Annotated in this window: 20 protein-coding genes and 4 pseudogenes; 19 read left to right on the top strand and 5 right to left on the bottom strand. The window is 40.6% G+C overall.

The features are described from left to right. Window positions 1-655 precede the first annotated feature (655 nt). The 10 genes from ASL14_RS07480 to ASL14_RS29070 all read left to right on the top strand — a co-directional run bounded on the left by ASL14_RS07480 (window position 656) and on the right by ASL14_RS29070 (window position 10,112). Window positions 656-1,231 carry a restriction endonuclease subunit S domain-containing protein gene (locus tag ASL14_RS07480; protein ID WP_134911090.1) on the top strand — a complete coding sequence of 192 codons (576 nt, stop codon included), beginning with the start codon at window positions 656-658 and terminating at the stop codon, window positions 1,229-1,231. Further along, on the top strand, window positions 1,228-4,437 hold the full coding sequence (locus ASL14_RS07475; protein ID WP_134911089.1) for a type I restriction endonuclease subunit R: 3,210 nt from the start codon (window positions 1,228-1,230) through the stop codon (window positions 4,435-4,437). Before ASL14_RS07480 ends, ASL14_RS07475 begins: the two co-directional genes overlap by 4 nt. 44 nt (window positions 4,438-4,481) lie before the next feature. Then, complete coding sequence (locus ASL14_RS07470; RefSeq protein ID WP_223264240.1) at window positions 4,482-4,772, top strand: virulence RhuM family protein; 291 nt, start codon at window positions 4,482-4,484, stop codon at window positions 4,770-4,772. Next, window positions 4,769-6,016 carry a restriction endonuclease subunit S gene (locus tag ASL14_RS07465; RefSeq protein ID WP_134911088.1) on the top strand — a complete coding sequence of 416 codons (1,248 nt, stop codon included), beginning with the start codon at window positions 4,769-4,771 and terminating at the stop codon, window positions 6,014-6,016. Before ASL14_RS07470 ends, ASL14_RS07465 begins: the two co-directional genes overlap by 4 nt. A 15-nt stretch (window positions 6,017-6,031) precedes the next feature. After that, entirely contained in the window at window positions 6,032-7,630 is a 1,599-nt protein-coding gene (locus tag ASL14_RS07460) for a type I restriction-modification system subunit M (protein ID WP_134911087.1), read from the top strand. Between the two features lie 252 nt (window positions 7,631-7,882). Then, a complete protein-coding gene (locus tag ASL14_RS07455; protein ID WP_134911086.1) occupies window positions 7,883-8,137 on the top strand; it encodes a hypothetical protein in 255 nt (84 codons plus the stop codon). A gap of 16 nt (window positions 8,138-8,153) precedes the next feature. After that, window positions 8,154-8,723, top strand: coding sequence for an SF0329 family protein (locus ASL14_RS07450; RefSeq protein WP_134911085.1), 570 nt, complete (start codon window positions 8,154-8,156; stop codon window positions 8,721-8,723). Window positions 8,724-9,044: 321 nt separating this feature from the next. Then, on the top strand, window positions 9,045-9,632 hold the full coding sequence (locus ASL14_RS07445) for a TetR/AcrR family transcriptional regulator (RefSeq protein WP_223264239.1): 588 nt from the start codon (window positions 9,045-9,047) through the stop codon (window positions 9,630-9,632). Between the two features lie 142 nt (window positions 9,633-9,774). After that, window positions 9,775-9,975, top strand: coding sequence for a hypothetical protein (locus ASL14_RS07440; RefSeq protein WP_223264238.1), 201 nt, complete (start codon window positions 9,775-9,777; stop codon window positions 9,973-9,975). Between the two features lie 5 nt (window positions 9,976-9,980). Next, window positions 9,981-10,112, top strand: a complete 132-nt coding sequence (locus ASL14_RS29070) for a hypothetical protein (protein ID WP_257721154.1) — start codon at window positions 9,981-9,983, stop codon at window positions 10,110-10,112. 382 nt (window positions 10,113-10,494) lie between these two features. Here ASL14_RS29070 and ASL14_RS07435 read toward each other — a convergent pair. Next, window positions 10,495-12,037, bottom strand: a pseudogene (locus ASL14_RS07435) (hypothetical protein); the annotation flags it as partial. Window positions 12,038-12,072: 35 nt separating this feature from the next. Here ASL14_RS07435 and ASL14_RS07430 point away from each other — a divergent pair. Beyond that, window positions 12,073-12,324 (top strand): annotated as a pseudogene (locus ASL14_RS07430) (helix-turn-helix transcriptional regulator); the annotation flags it as partial. Window positions 12,325-12,455: 131 nt separating this feature from the next. Here the strand turns inward: ASL14_RS07430 and ASL14_RS07425 are convergent. Then, window positions 12,456-13,907, bottom strand: coding sequence for an IS1182 family transposase (locus tag ASL14_RS07425; RefSeq protein WP_134911083.1), 1,452 nt, complete (start codon window positions 13,905-13,907; stop codon window positions 12,456-12,458). Window positions 13,908-14,020: 113 nt separating this feature from the next. Here ASL14_RS07425 and ASL14_RS07420 point away from each other — a divergent pair. The 3 genes and pseudogenes from ASL14_RS07420 to ASL14_RS07410 all read left to right on the top strand — a co-directional run. Then, a pseudogene (locus tag ASL14_RS07420) lies at window positions 14,021-14,743 on the top strand (helix-turn-helix transcriptional regulator); the annotation flags it as partial. 113 nt (window positions 14,744-14,856) lie between these two features. Then, window positions 14,857-15,483, top strand: a complete 627-nt coding sequence (locus ASL14_RS07415) for a type 1 glutamine amidotransferase family protein (protein WP_134911082.1) — start codon at window positions 14,857-14,859, stop codon at window positions 15,481-15,483. A gap of 45 nt (window positions 15,484-15,528) precedes the next feature. After that, window positions 15,529-15,740 (top strand): annotated as a pseudogene (locus tag ASL14_RS07410) (VOC family protein); the annotation flags it as partial. A 616-nt stretch (window positions 15,741-16,356) separates the two neighbouring features. Here the strand turns inward: ASL14_RS07410 and ASL14_RS07405 are convergent. Further along, a complete protein-coding gene (locus tag ASL14_RS07405; RefSeq protein WP_134911081.1) occupies window positions 16,357-16,869 on the bottom strand; it encodes a DinB family protein in 513 nt (170 codons plus the stop codon). Between the two features lie 350 nt (window positions 16,870-17,219). On the opposite strand from ASL14_RS07405, the gene ASL14_RS07400 reads away from it, so the two are divergent. Continuing rightward, the gene (locus ASL14_RS07400) at window positions 17,220-17,663 is read left to right on the top strand and encodes a HEAT repeat domain-containing protein (protein ID WP_134911080.1); all 444 of its coding nucleotides are present in this window, start codon (window positions 17,220-17,222) and stop codon (window positions 17,661-17,663) included. Between the two features lie 246 nt (window positions 17,664-17,909). Continuing rightward, window positions 17,910-18,107, top strand: a complete 198-nt coding sequence (locus ASL14_RS07395; RefSeq protein ID WP_223264236.1) for a helix-turn-helix domain-containing protein — start codon at window positions 17,910-17,912, stop codon at window positions 18,105-18,107. Window positions 18,108-18,366: 259 nt separating this feature from the next. Here ASL14_RS07395 and ASL14_RS07390 read toward each other — a convergent pair whose 3' ends face one another. Then, complete coding sequence (locus ASL14_RS07390) at window positions 18,367-18,600, bottom strand: hypothetical protein (RefSeq protein WP_134911078.1); 234 nt, start codon at window positions 18,598-18,600, stop codon at window positions 18,367-18,369. Between the two features lie 20 nt (window positions 18,601-18,620). Here ASL14_RS07390 and ASL14_RS07385 point away from each other — a divergent pair, with 20 nt between their 5' ends. Beyond that, window positions 18,621-20,000, top strand: a complete 1,380-nt coding sequence (locus ASL14_RS07385) for an amino acid permease (protein WP_134911077.1) — start codon at window positions 18,621-18,623, stop codon at window positions 19,998-20,000. Between the two features lie 115 nt (window positions 20,001-20,115). Here ASL14_RS07385 and ASL14_RS07380 read toward each other — a convergent pair whose 3' ends face one another. Continuing rightward, the gene (locus tag ASL14_RS07380; RefSeq protein WP_134911076.1) at window positions 20,116-20,853 is read right to left on the bottom strand and encodes a GNAT family N-acetyltransferase; all 738 of its coding nucleotides are present in this window, start codon (window positions 20,851-20,853) and stop codon (window positions 20,116-20,118) included. 216 nt (window positions 20,854-21,069) lie between these two features. On the opposite strand from ASL14_RS07380, the gene ASL14_RS07375 reads away from it, so the two are divergent. Together ASL14_RS07375 and ASL14_RS07365 are read left to right on the top strand one after the other, a co-directional pair. Then, window positions 21,070-21,768 carry a hypothetical protein gene (locus ASL14_RS07375; protein WP_134911075.1) on the top strand — a complete coding sequence of 233 codons (699 nt, stop codon included), beginning with the start codon at window positions 21,070-21,072 and terminating at the stop codon, window positions 21,766-21,768. Window positions 21,769-22,265: 497 nt separating this feature from the next. Continuing rightward, entirely contained in the window at window positions 22,266-25,130 is a 2,865-nt protein-coding gene (locus ASL14_RS07365) for a DUF3863 domain-containing protein (protein ID WP_442953236.1), read from the top strand. Window positions 25,131-25,132 lie beyond the last annotated feature (2 nt).

Genomic DNA, 25,132 nt, shown 5'->3' with positions numbered 1-25,132 from the left:
AGTGAAGGGAGAACGGGCATTATCTGAGAAAAGGGGGTGTTGTGGGAAGGAGTAGCTTTTGATAGTATAGGTAATATATATAATAAAAAGGAATATATCCCTTTCGCGGTCTCGACACATGTGGAGTGCGTGGTAGTGATATATCGAGATGGGAAGCATTGATGTACGAGGGATTAAGAGCAACTTGAATATGTTCCTGCATTCAAAAAAGGCTTTAGGGTTGAGTGCGGGAACATATATTATTTTCATTCACAAGGCATGTGGAGTGCTGTTCACTATTGGTCAGGGAAAACTAATAGTTGAGATGTATTGGCGTATACAGCAACGGAGCAACAATTGTCACTACAGGTAGAGACTTGTGGAGGCGGTTGTATCGCTCTCCCGCAAAACACATGATACCAATAAGGTAGATATGATTAAGAATGCCTTAAAGCACTTTCAAGTAATTTAATATTGGATACGAAAACAAAAAGTTGTTTGCTCTTTAAGAGGGTAGGCAACTTTTTCTATATAAAATTTACTATCACACTATCACTATGATTTCTACATAAAAAAACGTAATTTTTTAAAATTAATAAAATTATCGCTTGCATTTTCAAAAACAATCTTATAAAATAAAATAATAAAAGTTAATTTTAGAAAGGCACGAATTTTAATGAGAAGATTAGAAAACGTAGTAGAGTTCGTGAGTGGTTCACCGCAATTTAGGATTATAGAAGTGTTTGATGATAAAGCACCACTTTACACCTATTATGGACAACAAGATATTGAAGATGATTTGGTTGGTATTGATTCTAATGGTAGTGACAGCAAACAAGTACGAACTTTGGATAAGGTCAGTACGCTATGTCAAGGTGATATTGTTTTTAGTCTGATATCGGGAAAATCTACTATAGTTGGTGTGAAGCATCAGGGATATCTATACACGCAAAACTACGTTAAGTTAGTAACTGATGAAAAGGTCGATTCAAAATATCTTGTTTACTTACTTAATGAAGATAAACTAATTAAGAAACAGTTTCAAATGGGGTTACAGGGGTCTCAAGTTCTAAAATACACGCTGAAACAAGTGAAAGAACTTGAGTTGCCGGATTTGCCAACAATAGACAGACAGCGGATGATCGGTGAGCTTTATTTCAACCAATTACGGTTGGAAGCATTAAGAACTAGAGCGGCAAATTTGGAAACTACCATAGTATTAGAAAAGCTTAGGGGGGCAATCAATAAATGACCGAGAATCAATTTGAAACAGAATTAATTCAATACCTGACGAGTGGCACAATTACAAAAACAGAACATCTTGAAGGGATAGGCAACTTTGTTGTCAAAGAATCAAATGTTGATTACATAGTGAAAACTAAACTGTGGAAATATGAACCAAATATTAAAACGACAGAACAACTCTGGGATAACTTCAAGGCGATCTTGGAACAACACAATCAGAACACGCTTGACCATCCTTTAAGTGTTGTGGAATTTAATCAAGTTAAGAAAATTATCTCTGATATTCAGACCCCTTATGAAGCGGGGCAGTTCTTGTATGGTTTGAATGGGGTGTCGCAAATCGAAATTGATTTAGACGATGGACGACATGTGTTTCTTACTGTTTTTGATCAAAAACAAATAGGGGCTGGAGATACCGTTTATCAAGTGGTCAACCAAATTAAACGACCAGCAGCCATCACAGGAAAGCAAACTCGATATTTTGACACGACTCTTCTGATTAATGGTCTGCCAATTATTCAAATTGAAGAAAAGCGTGACACCCGTAATGTCGATGAAGCGCTCAATCAAATGAATCAATATGCTGATGAACATCAGTATCGTGATATTTTCTCCACATTGCAAATTCTGGTGGCAATTACACCGAACAATGTGAAGTATATGGCAAATACTACGGCAGATAAATTTAATAAGGATTTTGCTTTTAACTGGCAACGCAAGAGTGACAATACCGTCGTGCGTAACTGGAAAGAATTTGCTGACTCTATGCTTTCGATTCCAATGGCGCATCAAATGGCTACCAACTACATGATTTTGGACGGAACAAAGAACAAACAAATGTTGAAAGTGATGCGTCCGTATCAAGTGTATGCGACACAAAATGTGATCGAGGGCTTGAAACGTTCAGATTTTGAGCTTGGCACCAATAAAATTGGTTATATCTGGCACACGACTGGATCCGGTAAAACAATCACAAGCTTCAAAACGGCATGGCTTGCAAGTCGTATGCCGAAAGTGGACAAGGTTGTCTTTGTTGTGGATAGAATTGCTTTAACTAAGCAAACCAATGAAAATTACGAAGCCTATGACCCTGATGCGACAGAAGACACATTTGGTAGCGTTCAAAACACAGACAATACGACTGATTTGAGTCGTAAGCTTAAAAGTAAAGACAATAGTATCATTGTTACTTCTGTTCAAAAACTAGATACTTTGGTGAAACGCAAAACCTTTAAAGCTCCAGATAAAAATATCGTTTTTATCGTGGACGAAGCCCATCGTTCAACAGGCGGTGACTCATTCAAGAATATCCAAAAAGCTTTTAAGAAATCCGCTTGGGTGGGCTATACGGGAACACCGATGTTTGATGAAACTACCACTGGACTTCGAACAGAAGATATTTTTGGTCCACTATTACATGCCTATACCATTCGTGAAGCGATTGCTGACCGTAATGTGTTAGGATTCAAGGTGGATTTTGAGACAACAATTGACGAAAAACAAATGAAAGAACAATATCTTCCTGCGTTCTACCGTGAACGTTATCCAAAATGGAACGAAGAACGAATTCAAGAGAAAATCAACAATCTCTCCCAGGAAGATATGGATGATGCTGTTGAACCAAGTTTCTACGATGAAAATCCGGATCACATCAAATTGGTAGTACAAGACATTTTTGGAAATTGGCGTAATCGTTCTAATGAAGGAAAGTATAATGCTTTGTTTACAACTCACGTGGGTGGTGGTAAAGCAAGTACGCCAATGGCAATGATGTATTTTAATGAGTTTCAACGTGTCAACGAAGAAAATAAGAAGAATAGCGGACAACGGTTAAAAGTTGCGGTGACATTTAGTCAAAACACTTCAAACAATGACGGTATGCTTGCCGCCAATCAAGGTTTGTACCATGCCATTACAGCTTATAATGCTGAATTTGACACATCTTTTGGAATGGATGATATTTCTGGCTATACGCAAGACGTGACTTCACGCTTAAATAAATCGGCCGCCGATCGAAATTTTCTGGATTTGGTTATCGTGGTTGATCAATTATTAACTGGTTTTGATGCACCTGAACTTAATACGCTTTATGTGGATAGAACCTTGAAAGGTGCTGGGTTAATTCAAGCCTATTCAAGAACGAACCGTATTGCAGATATGCAAGAGAAACCATGGGGACGTGTGGTAAATTACCGATGGCCTGCGCAAAATGAGAAGTTGATGAATAAAGCGCTTGCTGTTTATGCCAATAAGGACTCAGCCATTTTGTCTGAAGAAGAACAACGTGAATCTAATCAGAAAGATGGTATCATTGCCAAACCATTTGAAGATGTATTTAATGGAGTGAAAGAAGTGGTTGGGAAGCTAGGTAGCTTAACGACTGATTTTCAACAGTTGCCACCATCTGAAAAGAAAAAGGACGAGATGCTCGATTTGCTCCGTGAATATAACAGAGGAATGGCAAAATTAAAGCAATATGATCCCGATGAAGTTGATGGTGAAAAAGTTGGATTTAACTATGATGATCCTGATGAGTTAGTAGAGAAGCTGGGAATGACTTCAGAGCAAGAAGTCATGTTGACAACCGTCTTAACCAATGAATTGAAGTCACATATTGCTAAAGAGAAGAAAATCCCTATCTATCAAATCGAACTGCGGATGACACATGTGAAGGATGTTAAAGTAGACTATGATTATCTTACTGAACTCGTGGAACAATTATTAAACCGAGTTCACGAAGGCAAAGATGAAGAAGCTAAAGAGACACAAGAAAAAATTAATCAATTTGCCAATGGGTTGGATGATCGTAATTATGCGACTAAAATTATGAATGCAGCTGTTGCAATTATTAAAGGTCACTTCCCACCTGCAGGCTCTGACTTCAAGTATCCTGTGAAGCTGAGTGACAGTGAACATATTATCCAGCAAGCGAACAATGTTAGCCTCGATAGAATGTTTCTTGACTTCCGAGTGAAGTGGGGAATTACGGATATTATCACAAGTGCTCAAATGCGGGAGTTGTTTAGTCGCCATCGCTACGGCTTGCAAGATTTGGATGATACGGGTCAAATTCGTGACATTATCGCTCAAGCCAGTTCTGACTATAAGACACTTGCTCATGATGAAGAAGTACAGTCCTTACCTAAAATGAAATATCGAAACGGTTTGCGCGACGCGATTTACGAACTAGCGGATGAATTGGCAGAAAGGTAAATGGGTCGAAACTGTTCAACAAAGTACGTAGATTGGAGTTCAAAATGAACGGAATACATTCTTTAATGTATGATGCCGATGAAAAGGTGGTTAGTGCAGAGATTGCACATACCACTCAACACGGAGCAATGGAAGTAAAAACACAAACAAAGCCAGTGAAGTATTACAACTTAGATGCCATTAATCGCTATGAAATCTTGGATGGAAATGGACGCATTTCACAAAGTGCAGCTAAGGAAAAGGCTATTGGCGAGTATAAAGAATTCAACAAACATCGAAGAATAGTTTCTGATTTTGATCGAGTCATTAAGACCATACAGGGAGAGCAGAAATGAGCGAACACAAAGAAAATGTACCTAAAATAAGATTTCCTGGATTCACTGATACTTGGGAACAGCGAAAGCTATCTGACTTGATGTTTTTTTCTAATGGTATAAATGCTCCAAAGCAAAGTTATGGTAAAGGAAGAAAAATGATTAGCGTAATGGATATACTTTCAAAAGAGTTGTTAACTTACGAGAAAATTAAGGGTTCTGTTAAAGTTGATAACAAAATAGAACAAAAAAACAAAGTAGAAAAAGGAGATTTAGTTTTTGTTCGTTCTTCTGAAATTCGTGAAGAAGTGGGATGGGCAAAGGCTTATTTGCAAGAGGAATATGCACTTTACAGTGGTTTTTCAATTCGAGGAAAAAAGAAAAGTAGCTATGATGCTTATTTTATTGAGCTTTCATTAAACCATACCCACAGAAATCAGATTGAACGTAAAGCTGGTGGGAGCACACGATTTAATGTTAGCCAGGAAATTTTAAATAATATTATTATCTCTGAGCCAACTCTCAAGGAACAAGTGAAAATAAGTGAATTTTTCAGGGGATTAGATAATATTATTACCCTTCATCAGAGTATGTTAAATAAATTTAAAAACTTAAAGACTGGATTGCTTCAAGAAATGTTCCCGAAAAATGGCGAAGAATTTCCTGAAGTTCGTTTCCCTGGATTCAATGACGCTTGGGAACAGCGTACGTTGGGAGAGGTTTCCCCCCTTCGAGGTGGATATGCTTTTCAAAGTTCATGCTTTAAAGAAAGTGGTGTTCCAATTATAAAAATTTCTAATATTCTTTTTAACGAAGAAGTTGGGGGTGAGTATGCTTATTACGAAGAGCAATTAAATGACAGTAAATATACTTTGCCAGATGGAGCGGCTCTGTTAGCAATGTCTGGAGCGACTACAGGAAAAGTTTCTATATTAAAGAATAGTAACAACAAAAAAATGTATCAAAATCAACGAGTAGGTTATTTTTCTGATTTGAACATTATTGATTACACTTTTATTTCTATAATTACGCGCTCTCAACTTTTTACTAATCAACTTAAATCTGTATTAGTAGCTGGTGCGCAACCGAATATTTCCTCAAAAGAAGTTGATAGCTTTGAATTTTATTTCCCTACTAATAAAGAAGAGCAAATTAGAATTGGGGGCTTTTTCAAAGAGTTAGACCACCTCATCACCCTTCATCAGCGTAAGCTGGAACACTTGCAAGAGCAGAAGAAAGCACTACTACAACAGATGTTTATCTAGGAGGAAAATAACAATATGAGCAATAATCTACAAACGATTACAACAAAACTGTGGGCGATGGCAAATGAGCTTCGTGGAAGCATGGATGCCGCTGAATACAAGAACTACATTTTAGCCTTTATGTTTTATCGTTATCTGTCAGAACATCAAGAACAGTATTTAGTTAAAAATAATGTGATTGATGTTGCCGTTGGTGAATCAATTAATAAAGCCTATTTAGAACAAGCGAACGGTGACGATTTGAATGACTACTTAGAAGATATTTCTTCAAGTTTAGGCTATGCCATTGCACCGCTTGATACTTGGGAATCTTTAGTTCAAAAGATTGAAAATAGCATGGTGATTCCAAGTGATTATCAAACTATTTTTGATAATTTCAATAAGAATGCTGAATTAAACAAAGAAGCTGCGAAAGATTTTCGTGGCGTATTTAACGACGTCAATCTTGGAGATTCGCGTCTAGGTTCTTCTACCAATGAACGTGCGAAATCACTTAATCGAATTGTAAAGCTTGTGAATGGCATTGATTACAAAGGTGTAGACAACAAAGATATTCTAGGCGCCATCTATGAATACCTCATCGGTCTATTTGCAGCAAGTTCAGGTAAAAAAGGTGGAGAGTTCTACACACCTCATGAAGTTTCTAAAGTTTTGGCTAAAATCGTAACAGACGGTCTAGAAGAATCGGAACATACTTTTTCGGTATATGACCCGACTTGTGGATCTGGGTCATTGCTGTTAACAGTTCAAGGTGAGCTTCCTGGTGGAGATAAACCAGGGGCGATTAAATTTTATGGTCAAGAAAAGAATACGACAACCTACAACTTGGCTCGTATGAATCTGATGATGCATGGTGTTTCATTTAACAACATGACTCTCTCTAATGCTAACACACTTGAAAGCGATTGGCCTGATGGACCAGATGCAAAAGGAACTGACCACCCACGCTCATTTGATGCCGTGGTTGCGAATCCTCCTTATTCTGCTCATTGGGACAATAGCGAAACGAAACTCAAAGATCCACGTTTCAGGGAATATGGTAAACTCGCTCCTAGAACTAAGGCGGATTATGCATTCATTTTACACAGCTTGTATCATCTGAATGATACTGGCACCATGGCGATTGTATTACCGCATGGTGTCTTGTTCCGTGGTGCAGCAGAAGGTGCGATTCGCCAAACGATCATTGAGAAAAACTATCTTGATACAGTTATAGGGTTACCTGCCAACTTGTTTTATGGCGTATCCATCCCAACTACTATCTTAGTATTCAAGAAAAATCGTAAAACAAAAGACATCTTGTTTATCGATGCAAGTAATGAGTTTGAAAAAGGTAAAAATCAAAACAAACTTACTGATAAAAACATCAATAAGATTATCGAAACGTACCGAAATCGTGTGGATGTTGATAAATATGCTCACGTGGCATCACTTGAAGAAATCAAAGAAAACGAGTTTAACTTAAATATTCCTCGCTACGTGGATACGTCTAAAGAAGAACAAACCATTGACCTTGCCGAAGTGAGTAAGCTATTAGAGCAAGATAAACAAGAAATCGCTGATCTTGAAGCTAAGATCAATGAACAGTTGAAAATATTGGGTATTAATGTGTAGAATTGATGGAAAAGGGTCAAGGATATTTCTTGGCTCTTTTTTAAACTTTCGCTTGGGAACAGCGTGAGGCTAAAGATATATTTAATTGGTTATACACCCCGGTAATTTTGTAATCTGATAAGTTAGGTATTGCTAGTCCTATCGAAAGGGCTATGTATACGGCAACTACTATAAGCATGGTAAGCACGTTTGCAGTCAGCATAGCGTCAAGGAAAAAGAACTCAAAAGCGTAATCTGGATGATATTCGTAACATGGCTGAATCCCTCAGTGAGAAGAAAGTCATGGGGCGGGTAGAGTCCAAGGCGGCGCAAGCAATAAAGCAGTCAGAGAAGCACTTGCAGTCTTTACAGGCAAGTGGTAGTACAGTGGAGAGTATTGTCCGATTGAAGAAGGAACTCAAGCAGTTTATGAAGTTAATGAATGTAGGATACAAAGTTATTCAAATAAACTGTCTCATCTTTCAAAAAGAAAGCCTGACAACCGCAAATACTGGTAGTAGGCTTTGAGAACATAGGAGGATACATGTCCTGGAGCAAATTGAAGCAACAGCTGGAGAGTTTCCTCTGTCCTGCGTTATATGGAAGGGTCGAATACCGGGCAACCAGTTACCGTTATTTACTTGATAAATCGGGAATTTGTTATATTGCCGTAGATAAAAAGAACATACTCAATATGAGTGATATAACTAGCCCAATCAGGTGGTATCAGTCGGAGCAGGAAATTAAGAATGATCCAGATATCCAAGTGCCTATCAACAATGAAGAAATTGAAGCGATCAGAAAAGATACCAAGGGGATCGTTCCGGAGGATCGTCTAAAAGTAATTGCAAGAAGTAGAAAAATATCAGAATATGCAAAGGATCTTTTGTCAGCACAGGCCTCATTAAGTAAATCAAATTTTATCGTTGTTGCTAATAAGTTTTTATCTATTTCTATAGAGGAAAGCTTAGAGAGTAATGATATCTTATTGAATATTCTAGCTTTAGTGGACAGACGAGTTGGAAAAAAGCGAATATTAAATATGACCGAGAAGATGAAGTTAAAGCATCCAATTGTGCAGTATTTTTATGAACTGCGGCGTAGTACATTATGAAAATAAATGCTTTGTTGGTTAGAGATGGTGTAACAAACTAACATTAGGGCATTTGTGACAAACTCGTGCTGAAGACATGATTAAGACTTGAAAAAAATCGGGGAATAGGTTGAATGGAAAATGGGACAAGCCCGCTTCCATCATGTCTTTTCCCTGTTTTTTTATATTCGGCTATTCAATGCAACCATCACCTATCGTAACTTCAAAGTTTCTGTTGTCTTGCTCCGGTTTGACAATTCTAAGCCACTGAACTACACTAAAAATGAATGAATTATTCATTATTGAATGAGGGTGCTCATTATACAGGCGAAAAAAGATGAAGTGAAAAAAGAAATTGAGTCAGCCGCTTTAAAGGTATTTTTTCGAAAAGGCTTTGTAGATGCCAAAATGAGCGATATTGCGGATGAAATCCAAATTTCTGTAGGAAATATTTATACTTATTTTAAAAATAAAAAGGAGTTATTTTTTTCGGTTGTTCCGCCGTCTTTAGTGGATTATTTGAAGAATGTGTTAGTGGAAAGCATTCATATCGATAACCAGACTTTTTTTGAAGAAACCCATAACGAAAAAAAATCGGCCATTGTTCAGGAGCAAATCAACCTATTAACTCAATATAGCATGCAGATCGTCATTATTTTCGAAAAAAATAAAGGGACGATTTACAGCAATGCAAAAAACGAACTGATCGATCTGATGATCGAAACCAAGAAGCCCTATTTGAAAAATACTTATAAAAGGTATGAAATCGGAACCGATGAAAATATGATTTTGCTGAACATCATTGCCAATAATGTCATCAATATGACTTTGGATTTATTGAAGAGGGATATGAGCGCCGATAGCCGGAAACGGATTTTTGAAGCACTTAGTCTATACAGGCTGCATGGACTAAAAAGCTTGAATGAATAATTGTCGACAAGTAGGGATGATTATTTGCGGGACGGTCCATCATTTTTTTTTTGCATCAAGGCAGTCCCCATATTTTTTTTTCTCAAAAATGAATGTATAATTCATTATTAAATAGTATGAGCGTAAACAGGAGGGAGAAACGATGAAGACAGGTTATGCATTTAAGAACTGCAATGTGATTTATGGTGATGCGAAAAAAGACGTTGAAAAAATGATGACGATTTTAATTGACGAAGACGGGTTGATTCTGGAGATCGGGAAGGTAAGCGATTTGGCTATCATGAAGTTGTTGCTGAGTCGGCAAGGTCAGAGGTATCATGTGCTGACTAAACCGAAAGGGTGATCCAATTGGGTAAGGCAAAAGTGAAGATGGTAATTCGATTTCTAAAAGGCATGCAAGCCGAAAAGGTAAATGTGCTAGGGGATAAGGAGGCTCAAGAGGACAATGAGTTGATTCAGAAGGTGATTGAGGATATCTAATTGTTTTACGAGGCTGAATTGGAAGGGGAAGCTGATACATATGGGGAATGGTCGATAGTTGGCTGTTCCCTTTTTTTGATGATGGCCATATAGCTACTACTTATAGGGAAAAGAAGGAATTACATTCAAATTTGTTGAATTAACTCTGATAAGACAAATCAACATGTTCAACAGTATGAAAAGAGGAACTTGCTGCTTTAATTTGTTCTACGAAAATATCCACATTTTCTGGTTCGTGATGTAATTTGATTTCTCCATTTTTGATAGCTTCGTTATAGGCAAGAGAAGCTTGTGCAGCTTTCTGATCGGTAACTCCATTTTTACTGAGGACCCACATAGTACCCATAAATTTTTTATCATACTCATCAAAATTATAGGATACTTTTGCTTTTTCAGCTGCCATGTAGCTATCGTGCTTGGCCCTCCAACGTTGTCTCAGATCTACAGGAATCTGCTGATACGCATGTACCATAGCATTTGACTCTTTCAGCAGGTTTTGAACCAGTTCCAGTGGGCCACCGGAATGCGCTATATGACGCGCACTTGTATATGCTTTTCCTAAAATCCACTTGCTATAATAGGCTTGTCTCGCTTGCTCATGCTCGTATTGACTAATCAGTCCTTGAAGGGCTAAACCAGCCAAGTATTTTAACGGATGAACTCCGCTCCCCTTGCTGTTTCCTCCAGTCGTAGGTGTTCCTTTGCTCCGAACTGGGATCGATGCAGTTGCTTGCAAAACAGTTGCTGCTACTTTACCTGCGGGTCCACCAACTGTATTTAACATTACACTAGCCACTTTCCCCATCACCGGAATGGAACCTAATAGCTTGGATACTGTCCCCATCAAAGCATTAGCCTTCTGAAGCTCTGCTGGACTGGTGACTTTTGCTTTAGGGGGTGAGGCTTGGCTGCTAGATGAATCCTTGGCTGCTGACTGAGCTGCTTCAAATGCTTTGATACTCATCAATGGGGGTTCCGGCACAGGAGGGAGGTCAGCCACGAAAACAGGTGCCTTCACTGTACCTTCCTGATAAATCACTGGAGCTTTGGTATCCGTCTCACCATCCAGTACCATACTGCTGGCTCCGCCTTTTAGATACAGCGCCGTTCCAGCCTTGAGCGAAAGTTCCTCACCTGCATCGAGCTTCACGTGACCACCCTGAACCTGTACATCCCCCGGACTGTTGATGGTGATGCCCGTATCCTCGTGCAGTGTAATAGAAAATCCATCCGAGGTGGACAGGGTCAATTCTTGCTCAGACATTTCTACGCCGCTACCTTGCACATGCTGCCATACCCTTCACATTCGGCTGTCCATTTGCGTGACGTTGTTGTCGGAGCGAATCCGTCACATAGGCATCCTGTTCGCGATTTGTAGGCAAATACAGTTCCACTTGTTCCCCGATTTCAGGCATATCGTACCAGCCAGTATGTTCTTCCGCAACATAACGGGCGGCTACGGGAAACCAGCAGGCTTTGACAGGATCTTGCTTCGGATCGATGTCGAGTTGAAGCTGCACAAAATCTTGCTGTACCTTCAGCACCGTTCCTGTCAGCGAAATCCCGGTGGCCTGATCGTTTTCATAACGGGCATAGCGAATATTCTGTTCCGCTTGGAGATCATAAAGGGTACGCAGTAAGCCATCCTCTAACCGTGTCACTGCCCGAACGACGACCAACTCTTTGCCTTGTCCAATGGATAACGTGATAAGGTCACCTAGAGCGTAGTATTGCAGACTTTCAATCATATAGGTGACATACGAGTCAGCACGTTGTTCTCCGGGCTTTTCCGCATCCAGCTCATGGAACGTTTTCCGTACCCGATAAAATACATCTCGTTCCACTTTATGCTGCTTGCCTTCTGGCATCCCGAAGAAAACTTTGGGTGAGGCTGCGGTCACTTCTGGCACAAAGATATTTATAAAATATTGAGGTTTAATGAAAGATGAGGGTTCATGTTATGCCAAAAAACGATAATATGCTGGCGATTCTATGGATGCTGAATTCGGGTGTAAAAATGACTGCAAAACAAATATCCGAAAAGTTAGAAATAAATATAAGGACAGTTTATCGGTATATTGATGCACTATGTGCCAGTGGAGTGCCTATAATATCCGACACAGGTCATAATGGTGGGTATAGCTTGCTGAATAATTTTATCAGAGCACCTCTGCTATTTGATATTGAGGAAAAAAAGGCACTCCTTCATGCGAGGTCACTGAAAAACATGGTTCTTACAGATAGCTGAAAGAGAATCCATTAAAAAGACGACATTCATTCCTTTGTTTTTGAATGAGATGTCGTCTTTTTTTTGCTTCCTCATGTCTACGAGTGCTCCTCTTTTTAGCTCATTAACTTCAAGATCCGCTTCAGATTCACCGCGAAAATCGCCATCGCTCCTTGCATTTCCATGCCAATCAGACCCGAGGAGGATGCCACATCATACCCGTGTCTGTGCTTGAGTTCACTGTTCTTGGCTTCAATTTTGTATCGCTCTTTGGCCTTGGTCTTAAAGACCTCACTCTCCTGAAATACGGCTTGAGCCAGATGTTCGTCGCTTTTTATACTTACAGAATACGTCTTGCTTTTTGCCCCGTCCTTGTAGCAGCCTTCCCGAAGAAGGCATCGCTTGCATGTTTCTACGTCAAAGTAATAGGTGTCGGTTTGGTTTTCTCCTCGGCCTTTTTTCCCCTGCCGCGCCCGGCGAGTTGCCAGATGACCAGCCTTGCACACATACATCCCTGCATCTTTATTGAACTCAAATTCGTCTTCCTTCTTTCGGTTTCCCTGAGTAATCAAAGGATGTAGTTTTGCGACCAGTTGGATGTTTTCTTGCGCACTGTAGGCGAGGTTATCTTTTTCTGAATAGGCTGCATCTCCAATCACCGTTTCCACTTTCATTCCTACCGCCTTACTTTTTTCAATCAAGGTTTGGAGTTGCTTGCCGTCGTGTTTTTCCCCGGTGGTAATTGTTGCCGCTGTTATGATTCGCTCTTCACTCATAGCGATGTGGGTTTTGTAACCAAAAAACGAGAAGTCCACACTTTTGTGACCCATTTTGGCATCGGGATCCGCAGACGTTTGCAGATGCTCCACATCGTCGGTGACGGTTTCTTTCAATAAATTCAACGGTTCTGTAACCTTCGGCAGTCCGGTAAATCGCCCATCCTGTTCAATCACAGCGACCAGTTGCTGGCTATACTGGATTTCATCTTCTAGGACATCCGTGGCGGGTTTGGCGGGAAACTTACTTTTCATGGATTCATCCAGCGTGTAGATGGCCTTTCTGAGACGCTTGGAACGTTCCCGTAGCACGGCTTGCGGTGTTTTTTGAGTGTAGCGGGCTTGGGTATGAGTTGCGTCCACAATAATAGATTTACTGTGAATAACGCCTTTTTCGATGGCGATTTCCACCGTTTTGCCGATGAGCAAATCTAACAACTTCATACCTTTGAGTCGTAATTTGCGAAACTTGGTGAGTAGACTGGGATCAATGACAGCTTCTTCTGGAGCCATATGCAGAAAAAACTTGAATGACAAATCCGTTTTTGAGCGCTCAACCAGGTCGATGTCAGACAAGTCAAAGATGGACTTGAGTAGCAAATATTTAAACATCCGAACCGGATCTACAGCTGTACGTCCGTTGTCATGACAATAGTTGTCATGCAGTTCCTCATACACAAAGCTAAAGTCCACCAGTTCGTCCATTCTCCGCAACATATGATCTTTGGGGATGAGTACATCGTAAAGTTCTGTATACGGACTCAACAAAAAGCTCTGCTGTTTCGGGAGCACAGGGATCACCAACCTTGGATAAGATACTTCAATTATACCGAAAAAAAGAGACAGACTCTTCAAAAAAATGAGGAACTGTCTCTTTTGGTGAGCTGGGAGACTTTTTCAGTGGCCTCCTTCATGCTGCTGTTTTTGCAAAAGAAGCTGGATACCCTTTGAGTGAGGCATTAGGCAATGCGACATCAAAATTGAAAATGTATTCGAATCAGGAGCAGGAAAGTATACTTAGCCGTCATTTAGCCGGATTTGAAGTTATTAACCGCATGGGAGACCCTTCTCTTCAGCCGGTATTGGCAGAATTGGAGCAGGCTGTAGCAAACGAATCCTCTGTAGAAATGGATTATCGCTCAAGCCATGAAGAACAACCCAAGAATAGGGTGATAGATCCCTATGGAATGGTCTACTGGAACAATAAATGGTATACTGTTGCATTTTGTCACTTAAGAAATGAGATCCGTAGCTTTCGGGCAGATCGGATTTTACAGACCAAGCGTACTCAAATCATATTTAAGCGTCCCGAGGCTTTTTCGGCTCGTGAATTTTTTATGCAAAATCTGTTACCTGATTTAGTGGGCAAGGACGGTTTAATTTCTTTAATTATCGAAGGCAGGACAGAGGCATTGGATGACTTATGCCTGCATTGGTTTTTGGGGCATCATCTGAAAGAGCGGACATCCAATCAAGCAATCTTTTTGCTTGAGGAAAAATCAATTCATACGTATGTCCCTTATTTTCTCCTATCCTACGGGAAATCCATTCAAGTAATCGAACCACAGAGTTTGAAGGAAAAACTTGTTGCTGTTGCGTCGGAGCTAATGGAATATTATCAACTTTAATAGCTTCACTGACAGCAGATGTCAGTGAAGCTATTTTATAATGATGATAATCATTGATTACCGATGGATGGTTGGTATCACTTGATGAATTGTAAAATAAGGAGAACGTGCAAATGAATAATACGGTATATCTTTATGTGTTTGACACAATGTCAGATTGGGAAATAGGTTACTTAACTGCCGAACTGAACTCGGGAAGATATTATAAAAAGGGGCTGGCCCCATCAAAAATAGTTACCGTGGGAATTGAAAAGACTCCTGTAACTACAATGGGCGGATTGAAAATACTGCCTGACATCAAACTGGATGATTGCTGCATTGAAAGCGCGGATACATTGATTTTACCCGGTGGAGATACATGGACAGAAACAATTCACCAACCCATCTTAAAAATCGTTGAGAGGTGTTTAAAGGAAGGTATATTGGTTGCAGCGATTTGTGGTGCTACAATGGGACTTGCCCAGACAGGATTGCTGAATTCACGTTGGCATACAAGCAATGATCTGGAATACCTTAAAATGATCTGTCCCACTTACACGGGCGAAAAGTATTACAAAATGGAGTCTGCTGTAACGGATGGAAAACTGATCACTGCATCTGGAACAGCTCCGTTGGAATTTTCTGTACACGTCTTAAGAGCTCTGGGTGTGTTTTCTTCAAAAACATTAGATGCCTGGTACAGTCTTAATAAGACTCAGGATTCCAAATATTTCTATGAGTTGATGAATTCAATCCAATGAAGATATAAGCATAAAATTGATATGTTATGATCATTTAAAGGAGGAGTAACAATGACTGAAACAGTGAAGAATCCTTCTGAGGCAATAGAGTTCTATAAAACTGTTTTCAATGCAAGGGTTAAGGATATTACTGAATATCCTGATGAAATGGAAATAAAATAATTGTTCATGTGGAATTAGATTTTGGAAATGGTTTTTTGCAGCTGGGAGCAGCGAATCCGACATATAAATTGGCCTTGCCGCCAGATGAGGACAATTGGATCCTTTTGGAGGCCAAAAGCTTTAGTAGAGAATAAATGCAATAACTTTTTTTGATAATAAGTGTTAAAAGTGACTATCTGCTTAAATGACGTAATAGAAATGCTGGTGCCAAATAGTTGGCGAAAATAGAAACTTCAAAATTTTAGGATTGAAAAAGCAACCCTTCGAAAAATACCGTGTCGTCAAGGGACTACCAGCTTCATACGGCATCATGATCACCGCCACAAGGCATGTGGAGAGCATCGCTCGCTTGGTATAAGAGTGTAGCCGATCCAGTAGAGGGGTTCGTTGGGGACGAAATTCAATCTCAATATGTTATTGTCCTTACATTTAAACAATTCCCTTGTTGCCTCGCCGGGGTCTTGAATAGCCCGAATCAAAGCCACATCGTCCACGTACTGCTTGTTCTTTGGTATGAGAATTCATGATGTATTGCATTAACGCTGTTCTGAATTTGCGAAAGAATGGACTCAAACTTTTCCATTACAGATTGATCTGCTGAACGTAGAGCAATAAAAGTCAAGTGAAATATGGGGGTATGAGTATTTTGTAGTTTCGAATGGCGGTTTTTCCATACTCGAAGGCCAGTCAAATTACGCACGGAAATATACGCTAAACCCTTGTTTTTAAATATAAGAAAAGTCCATAATCTGTTGACACAGAAGCGTAACCCATTTGTCGTAACATGGCTGAGATATTACCACGGTGATATGTTCCATGATTCACAATGTGAGGGACAATTTCGGATACCCTTGTTTTCATGAGGTCGGCAGAAGGATTCTCAATGACAAGAGGCTTGTCTATATTTCCTTTTTGGTTCAGGAACGATTTGAATCGCTCGGATAACTCAAAAAACATGGTCTCCATTTCCTCTAATCCTTTTGACTCTGTTTGTTCTTTTAGTTGTTCAGCTAACGTCAATGCATGGTTCATACTTTTACCAGAAAAAACTTCTATCCACCCCAGATCGGAAAGATAAACATGGGCCAATACATTCGATAACGATGAAAACACACTTTGAACTTCTTGACGATAAGCATCCTTGGGCAGCTCTTTTAATCGCTTGAAAATTTGTTCATTTGCCCATACGTTAAAATCATAAAACTGTAATGAAAAATCTGTCATATGAATCTCCTCTTTTCATGTGGAATATATTTTCCAACCCATTCATTGTATACGAACATAAGTTTTTATTAAAGCTAGTACTACTCTAACTAAAAGCAAGAGAGCCGGAGCATCAAAAGCTCAATTTAACTTTCCATGTAAGTTCGTAAATAAAGAAGATGGTTCGAGATATGAAGAAGACCTGCAAGTATGTTATATTTAACAAACGGCAATCATGATGAACAGCAAATGTAGTGATTTTTTTAGTAAAGCCACAGGGTCGAAGAACAGGTGAACAAAGTGTTCTAATGGTGGAACCGCTACAGGATCGAATATAGATTGACTCAGTTATAGAAAAGGATGAGATTATTTTGGAAAACAACGAAACTCAGCAGGAATTTGCAGAAGTATATGAGCAGCTTAAAGTAGCTGTAAACCGAACCTCCGATTGGAAAGCGCGTCTAGCTGCGGTAAATGATCTGGGTGCATGGAAGAACCAGCAGACGATTGACGTGCTGACACACCGATTGAATAATGATACGGTATATGCCGTTCAGCAAGCCGCTTACCGCAAGCTTCAGGAATGGGGCGAGAATGTACAGCCACCTGTGCGCAAAGAGGGTGAGCTTGTAAAGGGCCTGACGAAGATCCTGGTACGGATTAAAAAAAGCCTGCCAGCCGACCATACCTATAACGATTTTCGCGAGAAGCTGCACAAGATGAGGGTCGACATCTACGACGTCTATGAAGGTGACAAGGGTGCTGAGTTTGATCAGTGGCTGGAGCAAAAATGGGCTTCGTTATCCACAAGATAATGTCAGGACCGTTACAGTTTAAGACAAGACCTTAACAAAGACAAGACCTTAACAAAGACAAGATCTTAACAGGGATAAGGAGTTATCTTTGCTAAGGTCTTTTTTTTGGTGGTTATGGTGCAAATAAAATATAACTGATGACCTGTTCGACAAGCTACTGAGCAAGAATATTCAGCGTATGATTACTCGCATATATGAAACTTCTTTACATCTGACGAATGCCTGCGGAGGCTGGGAAACGAACAGTTGGTATTGGAGTTAATAATGTCAATGTATGCTTTGGCGAAAAAATCAGGGATACGTTCCAATACGATAAGTCAGTGGGTGTCTGACTGTGGGGCTGACGTTAAATCCATTACATTGGATACACTTGACCGTATTTGTGCTGCGCTGGATTGCCAGCCTGGAGAATTGCTCAAGTATGTGAAAGATACAAACCAATAAAATTTCTTTTCTATAACGTTAAAAGAATACTTTTTGAGCAAGCTATGAAATACATATCAGGAATGCAAAGAAAGCAACTAAGAATTATTTGTAGATAAATTGTAGGAAAATGATCATTTTTGATGGAGCAATATTGAAGTTTGTCGTTGATAAACACGTTTCCGTGAAATATATTAGCTCTAAGCGTGGTCATAGTGAATAAGCTGTCGCAACGACAAATTTGGTCCTCTATTTTTTACCATTATTCTTTAACCATTGGTTAATTAACAAGTGTTGATTTTCCGTTTTTTTTGTCATACAATTCTTTCATTGCTACAGGGTCGGACTCAGGAACAGCAAGGCTTGATTCATATTTGGACGTGATTTCCTTGTACGCACTCGGATGATGAAGTAGCTCTGTATTGGCAAAATCAGCATCACGGCAGACCGATATCTCGATATCCTTTTTGGGATAGGGGCTGTTTTCCATATCTTTCAGTTTGATGATGAACATATACGAAGGGGAGCGTTCTTTTGGAATCGAAACAATTAACGAGAGGGCTAAAGCCACGGCATGTTGAGCTGATTGCGCTTGGAGGCACCATTGGCGTTGGCTTGTTTATGGGGTCAGCAAGTACGATAAAATGGGCGGGGCCTTCTGTGCTGTTGGCCTATCTCTTAGCCGGGATTATTATGTTTTTTGTCATGCGGATGATGGGAGAAATGCTGATTCTCGAACCGGTGACAGGTTCATTCGCTACTTTTGCACATAAATATATTAGCCCTTTGGCCGGTTTTTTGACCGCTTGGAGCTATTGGTTTTTATGGGTTACTGTAGGGATGGCGGAGGTTACTGCGATTGGGGTGTACGTGGGCTATTGGTTCCCTGACATTCCGCAATGGCTGCCAGCCTTGGCAGGTGTCATCATTATTGCGTTAGCCAATTTGGCGGCTGTGAAATTTTATGGAGAATTTGAATTTTGGTTTGCCATGATTAAGATTGTCGCCATTATCTTTATGCTGATTATTGGCACGGGTATGATCTTCTTTGGCCTGGGGAACGGCGGGCAACCGATTGGTCTCTCCAATCTGTACAGCCATGGCGGTTTTTTTGCAGGTGGTTTAAAAGGTTTTCTATTTGCGCTCTGTATTGTAACGGCCGCTTATCAAGGTATAGAGATGGTGGGCATTACGGCGGGTGAAGCAGAAAATCCGAAAATGACGCTGCGAAAGGCCATTAAGAATATTATCTGGCGTATTCTGATTTTTTACGTGGGTGCGATCTTTGTCATTGTTACGATCTATCCATGGAATCAAATTGGCGAGATCGGCAGTCCTTTCGTTCTGACCTTTGCCAAAGTAGGGATTGTTGCCGCTGCGGGCATTATCAATTTTGTTGTTCTCACAGCTGCGATGTCAGGCTGCAACAGCGGGATTTACAGTGCGGGAAGAATGTTATATACATTGTCTAAAAACGGACAGGCCCCCAAGTTCTTTGGGAAAGTATCCGAAAGCGGTGTTCCCAGAAACAGTATTATTGCGACCATTTCCTTGCTGCTGGTGGGAGTGCTGTTTAATTACTTAATCCCTGATTCCAAGCTGTTCCTGTATATTTATAGCGCCAGTGTCCTTCCAGGCATGGTACCGTGGTTTGCAATGGCGATCAGCCAATTTAAATTCAGGAAAAAGTGGAAGAACGAAATGGAAGATCATCCCTTCAAGTCTCGTTTTTTCCCGATTAGCAACTACATCACCATTATCTTCTTATCCCTGGTGATCGTTGGAATGTGGTTCAATCCAGACACGCGCACGCCATTGATTGTCGGAGCATCATTCATGGCGATCGTCATTGCCGGCTATTTTGTCTTTGGCATAGGAAAGCGGCAGAGAATTGAAGAATTAGATAAGAAATAGACGGCTGCTAAAATGCAGAGATCATGACCGAGCGAGATTCAGGTTACGTACTGAGTTCGCTCGGTTTTTCTTTTGCCAAGGTAAAAGCAGCTTACTTCGGAAACAGAAAAACGGCTCAAGCTTTAACCCTATACCAATACGTATAAACTTCCGAGTATCCTAGTTTGGCATAAAGCCGTTGTGCAGGTTTATTATCGGCTACAACGGCTAAATAGCTGTATCTGGCCCCGTGTTCTTGTCCCCATTGGAGCAAATGTAATATCATTTGTTCCCCGAAGCCCTGATTTCTGTAATTTAAATCGGTCACAATATCGTATAAACCTAGATACTCTCTTTCTATAATTCCAAGACCGCAAGCAATAACTTGATTGTTGTCATAAAGCGAGATAAACCCTTTCTTCGTTATGATATTAGATAACATGCGTTCCATGATGCCCTTATGATGATCTTTCACATGATTGAGTCTGCAAAAATGCGCTAACCATTCTTCATTCATATGTTCATCTATTTTCACCGAATTTAGTTGGGGGCTGCTTAGGTTATCCAGCTTCAAGGTTTGAACACTTGTTGGGTCAATGAGGGAATAGCCCTTTTCCTCTAAAATGCGATCTAAATGCTCAGGATGGATAAAGGGAGTGATTTTATAGGTTGCGGGCAAGTTACGATCTGAAAATAAGTTCTCACACTCTTCAATTTTATGATCGAGGTCAAAGGTTGAATAATGAATCGGGTTAATCGAGTTGGCACGTTTGGTATAACCATCTGCAAAGCGCAAAATCCATCCATCGTAAAGCAAAGTGGACAGGGGCTGCCAGTTGTTCAAGGATAGCTCTTCAATCATTTTAAGGTTCATAGGTATCCTCCATATAAATGAATAATAATACATACTAATGAATAATAAACCAAAGAGAAATAGAAAGAAAGTACTAATTTTGTTTAGGTCTAGCCAATTTACAAAGGACATAAATTATCTATACTTTCTTCTAAATTTTAACTGTTAATAGAATTTTAGAGAAGCTATAATTTTATTAAATAATTGGAGTGCAAATGGAGAGGGGTTAAGGGGAAGATGTTGAAAAAATGGTCATTGCTCTTGATGTTAGCCTTGCTAGTAGTAGCATCATTGGGCTGGAACGGCGGGGTATCTTACGCAGCTACCACAGAATATACTTGGGACAAGTACAAGGGTACTGAGGTGAAGACATATAGATTGACTGCAGTACCTGGAAGAGTAGAATATATGGATCAGGAAAGGTTTTTTGCCGCTTTAAGCCAAACCCCAAATGTGTATGGAGATTTCAGCGGCTATAAAACGGGGAAAACAACTGGAGTTGTAACCGAAAGCATAACGGATGCGGTTTACAAATTTACAGTTACTGATTTTCTTCGCGATCAGGAGCCTGAGGTTGTAGAGTATATCAATCCCAGAGGTGGAATTCCTCATAGATGGAATGGAACTAGTGATATTCGAATTTTTATGAGAGGGTCAGAAGCTACTTCTTTGTCTGAGCTGTTTTATGAGGGGACGCCAAGTGAAGGACGCTTTCAATTTAATCCTGACGATATATATTTAGTTACATTCTGGTCCAGTACAGTAAGACCTATCAGTGGTATGTCTGCTGAAGCGCTAATAGAGGAAGGATCTCACACGTTTATAAATCGGGAGCTTGTAGGTCAAGTAACAAGCGAAGATCCTGCAGCTTATCCGCAAGATGGGATTTCAGAGGGTTACTATTATGTTTATCAAGGTGCTGCTACAAAAGAATAGCCCAGATGATATAGAATGGCTAATACGTGATCCAAATAACGAGCAAATAAGTAAGTGAGAGTGATCTGCAATAGTAGAGATAACAGAGTGTATACCCATCTGGGATTATATACATTGTTATCTTTTTTATTTCTACGCTGGCAATGAGAACATACAGTGATGGAAGAAAAGGGGTGAAAATTTGATTTCCAATGAAAACCATTTTAAATGATCGGGATATATGGCTTTAAAATAATGACGATTTAAAGGATAATTCAGCATACCTAAAGCGACTTTTTTTACAGTCTTTATTCAAACCTAGGGAGATTATTCCGATAATTCAAGTATATACAGTTTGGTGTCAATTGTTATGAAAATTCGTTTGAAAACAAAAGAGAAAATTTTCACAAATGAACAGGAGTACATGGGGAAGTGATCTGGTATTACATCATAAAGGAGGGGAAATGCTCTAGAATCTTATGAAATGTAAAAAGGAGTTACAACAAATTAGGCTGTACATGGCTGGTTTACTAGCTGTTTGGTTGTTCTGCGTACATACTGTACCTGTTTTTGCAGACAGGGCCTTTAACGATATTGAGCATTCCTACGCTGCTGATGCGATTGAAGCCATGGCTGCTCAAGGGGTTGTTACTGGTTATCACGATGGCAGCTTCCGGCCCATAGATTTTATTTCGCGGCAGGAGTGGGCGAGTATCTTTGCTAAAACCGTAAAACGAACGTCGAACACCAGAAGTGTTGTTCCTTTTACAGATGTGTCGCCGTGGGCTCTATCTTATGTGCAGACCCTGCAGGAAGAGAACATTACCAAAGGAATTAGTGATCAGTTATTCGGTGCAAAGCACAATATGACTCGCCAGGATATGGCAGTTTGGTATGCCAGGTATTTCGGTGTTTCTGAAGATACCCGCGCTTCCAGTATATCCAGTTTTGTGGATCAGTCTGATATATCAGACTATGCACAAACGAGCGTATGGCTGATGGAACGGTTGGAACTGATGGAAGGGGATACAAATCACTATTTCCACCCCAAAGAGTCTGTGAGACGGCAAGATGCTACACTGGTTGCTTATCGGATATGGCTAGGCGGTGACGATCTGAGAGAACGTGCCAAGCGTTTGCTGGAGTCATTAGGAAGTGTAGCAGCAACGACAAATCAGCCGATCAGCCTACCAGAATCGAAGAAGGTAGTGGTAGACTTGGCGCCTGAAATTAGCCATCAGCGGGCGAATCCGGAAATCGAAGAGCCCAGAAGCCATAGTCCAAGGCCGGATCCACCGGACTCGCCGATAACACCAACAGAGCCGAAGCCGGAACCGCCAGTTAGACCATCAGATCCTAGTCCTAGACCACCAGTAATACCGCCAGTAACGCCGCCACCAGGACCGAAACCGAAACCACCGGTGATTCCACCGGATCATTCTTCGGATTTTGTAGTGGATGAGGTTGTAATCAAGGCGCCGGAGTTGGTAAATCAACCGGAAACGTATCCTGCGTATCAGCTGTCCTTTCAGCTATACAATGAAGGACGCTTGGTAAGCATTCCCGATGTCAGCGTCACAAGTGTCACTTACACATTTAGTGATACATTAGGTGTTTTTGATGAACAAGGGAAAATCGCGCGTTCCGAAAATATTCCTGCTGCTGATGGTTACATTCCTGTAGAGATAGAAGTCACAATTGCCAAACCCTATCGGGTACTTAAAGCACAGACCAAGCTGATCGTGAAAGGGAAGACTCCTCCAGTAGAGGACCCGAGTGTAATCAGGTCCGTATACTTGGCGACGTACACCATTTCACAGGCCACTACTCTAGACCCTGTAGCCTGGAGTATGCCCTATGTATTTCACAATGCAAAGGGAGAGGTCATACCGCCAGGTTTGTTGCCGTCAGACTTGAAGCTTCGGATAGAGGATTCTAGGGGGATATTTGACGAGGATGGGCATATTGCCAGTCTGCATCTGATTCCAGCAGTGAACTCTGTCATTCCATTCAAGATCGAGGTTGAATCACCATCTCAGGGAATTCACTTCATATCCGATGCCGAGTTAACTGTAGTACCGGGAGAGCGCAAAAAGCAATATTTTGCTGTCTCGATGATGCTACAGGGACAAGATGCGGGCAGTACGACCACGGTAGAGCAAATTGAGCAGGCTCGTCAATTGCTGATGGATCACTTTGGCCCCAACTTAAAAGTGACCTGGGCCATGGAAAATAGATTTGTTTTTGTAGAAACGAATCGCCCGCAGCTTAAAAAGGTTTTGGAATATGTGGATCAGTATGGTGATGAAGTTGGGATTTTGGACGGGTATCCGAATAATCTGTACGAACTCCCTGAATGGGAAGCACGGATGAACGAGTGGTTGTATATGTATCGTTATAATGCACTCAATGAGCTGCACCAATCCGGTTCGTTGGGATCACCTTCAGTGTTTGAAAGCATGGATACAGACCAATACCGGAAGTATCTGCCTAAATCACTGACCAGTTTTACGGTGAACCCTGAGCAGGCCCAATGGCTTAAAGATCATTTTAAGATCACTTCAGCGATGGGGTGGTCGGCTACACAGTATAATGTGAACAGCATGTATGGTGAAGGTTCACCTTTGATGCCTTACTGGTCCAATAAGGATAATCCGATTGTTCCAGCACAGGGGCTTACAAATAATAGCGGTATCGTGTTTATGAACTCGATTACGATTGATCCCATTGGATCACGCTATACAAAGGATTCCTCACGCTGGACTCTCCATCCAGGTGACCCATATGTGACTGAAACGGATGCGGCACCACAACTGTATATAGCACAGCAATATTTAGATAACCCGTATCAACGTTTAAATACGGTAAACTACATGTCTATTATTTTGGACATCAACTGGCTTGCCAAAAACCATAACATGTCTCAAATATGGGAGAACTTTGTGAATCACTTCCCTGCTGACCGTGAGGTCGAGATTGTGGGAGTGGATGGGCTGAAACAGATTTATGAATCGTTAGCTGGATCGAATAATGATCATACGGAATTTTCGCTCATGTTTAGGGGTTCCGGCATTAAGGCAGTTATGGACTCCAATAATTCACCGGCCAATCTGCGTTACTTGTGGACTGAAAATGCTTCACAGCGGATCATTTTATCCAAGGAGGATGGAGATATGGCATGGTCCATTATTGATTTTACCGACTATACCCGAAATCCGGTTCCAAAAACACCATTCAACCTGGATAGGAACACGGATGTAAGCTATGTCACCGGAAGAAACTTCAAGCTAAAGCCTACGGCTCCGTTAACAGCAGAGGAAATTCAGCGCGTTAAGGATCGTTTGAAGGAGATTTACTTCGCAGAAGAAGTGAACTATCAGTAAGA

Origin of the sequence: Paenibacillus sp. IHB B 3084, from assembly GCF_001447315.1 — a bacterium.
GTDB lineage: Bacteria > Bacillota > Bacilli > Paenibacillales > Paenibacillaceae > Paenibacillus.
The sequence above is the reverse complement of the archived record's forward strand: the minus strand, read 5'-3'. Positions and strand labels throughout refer to the sequence as shown.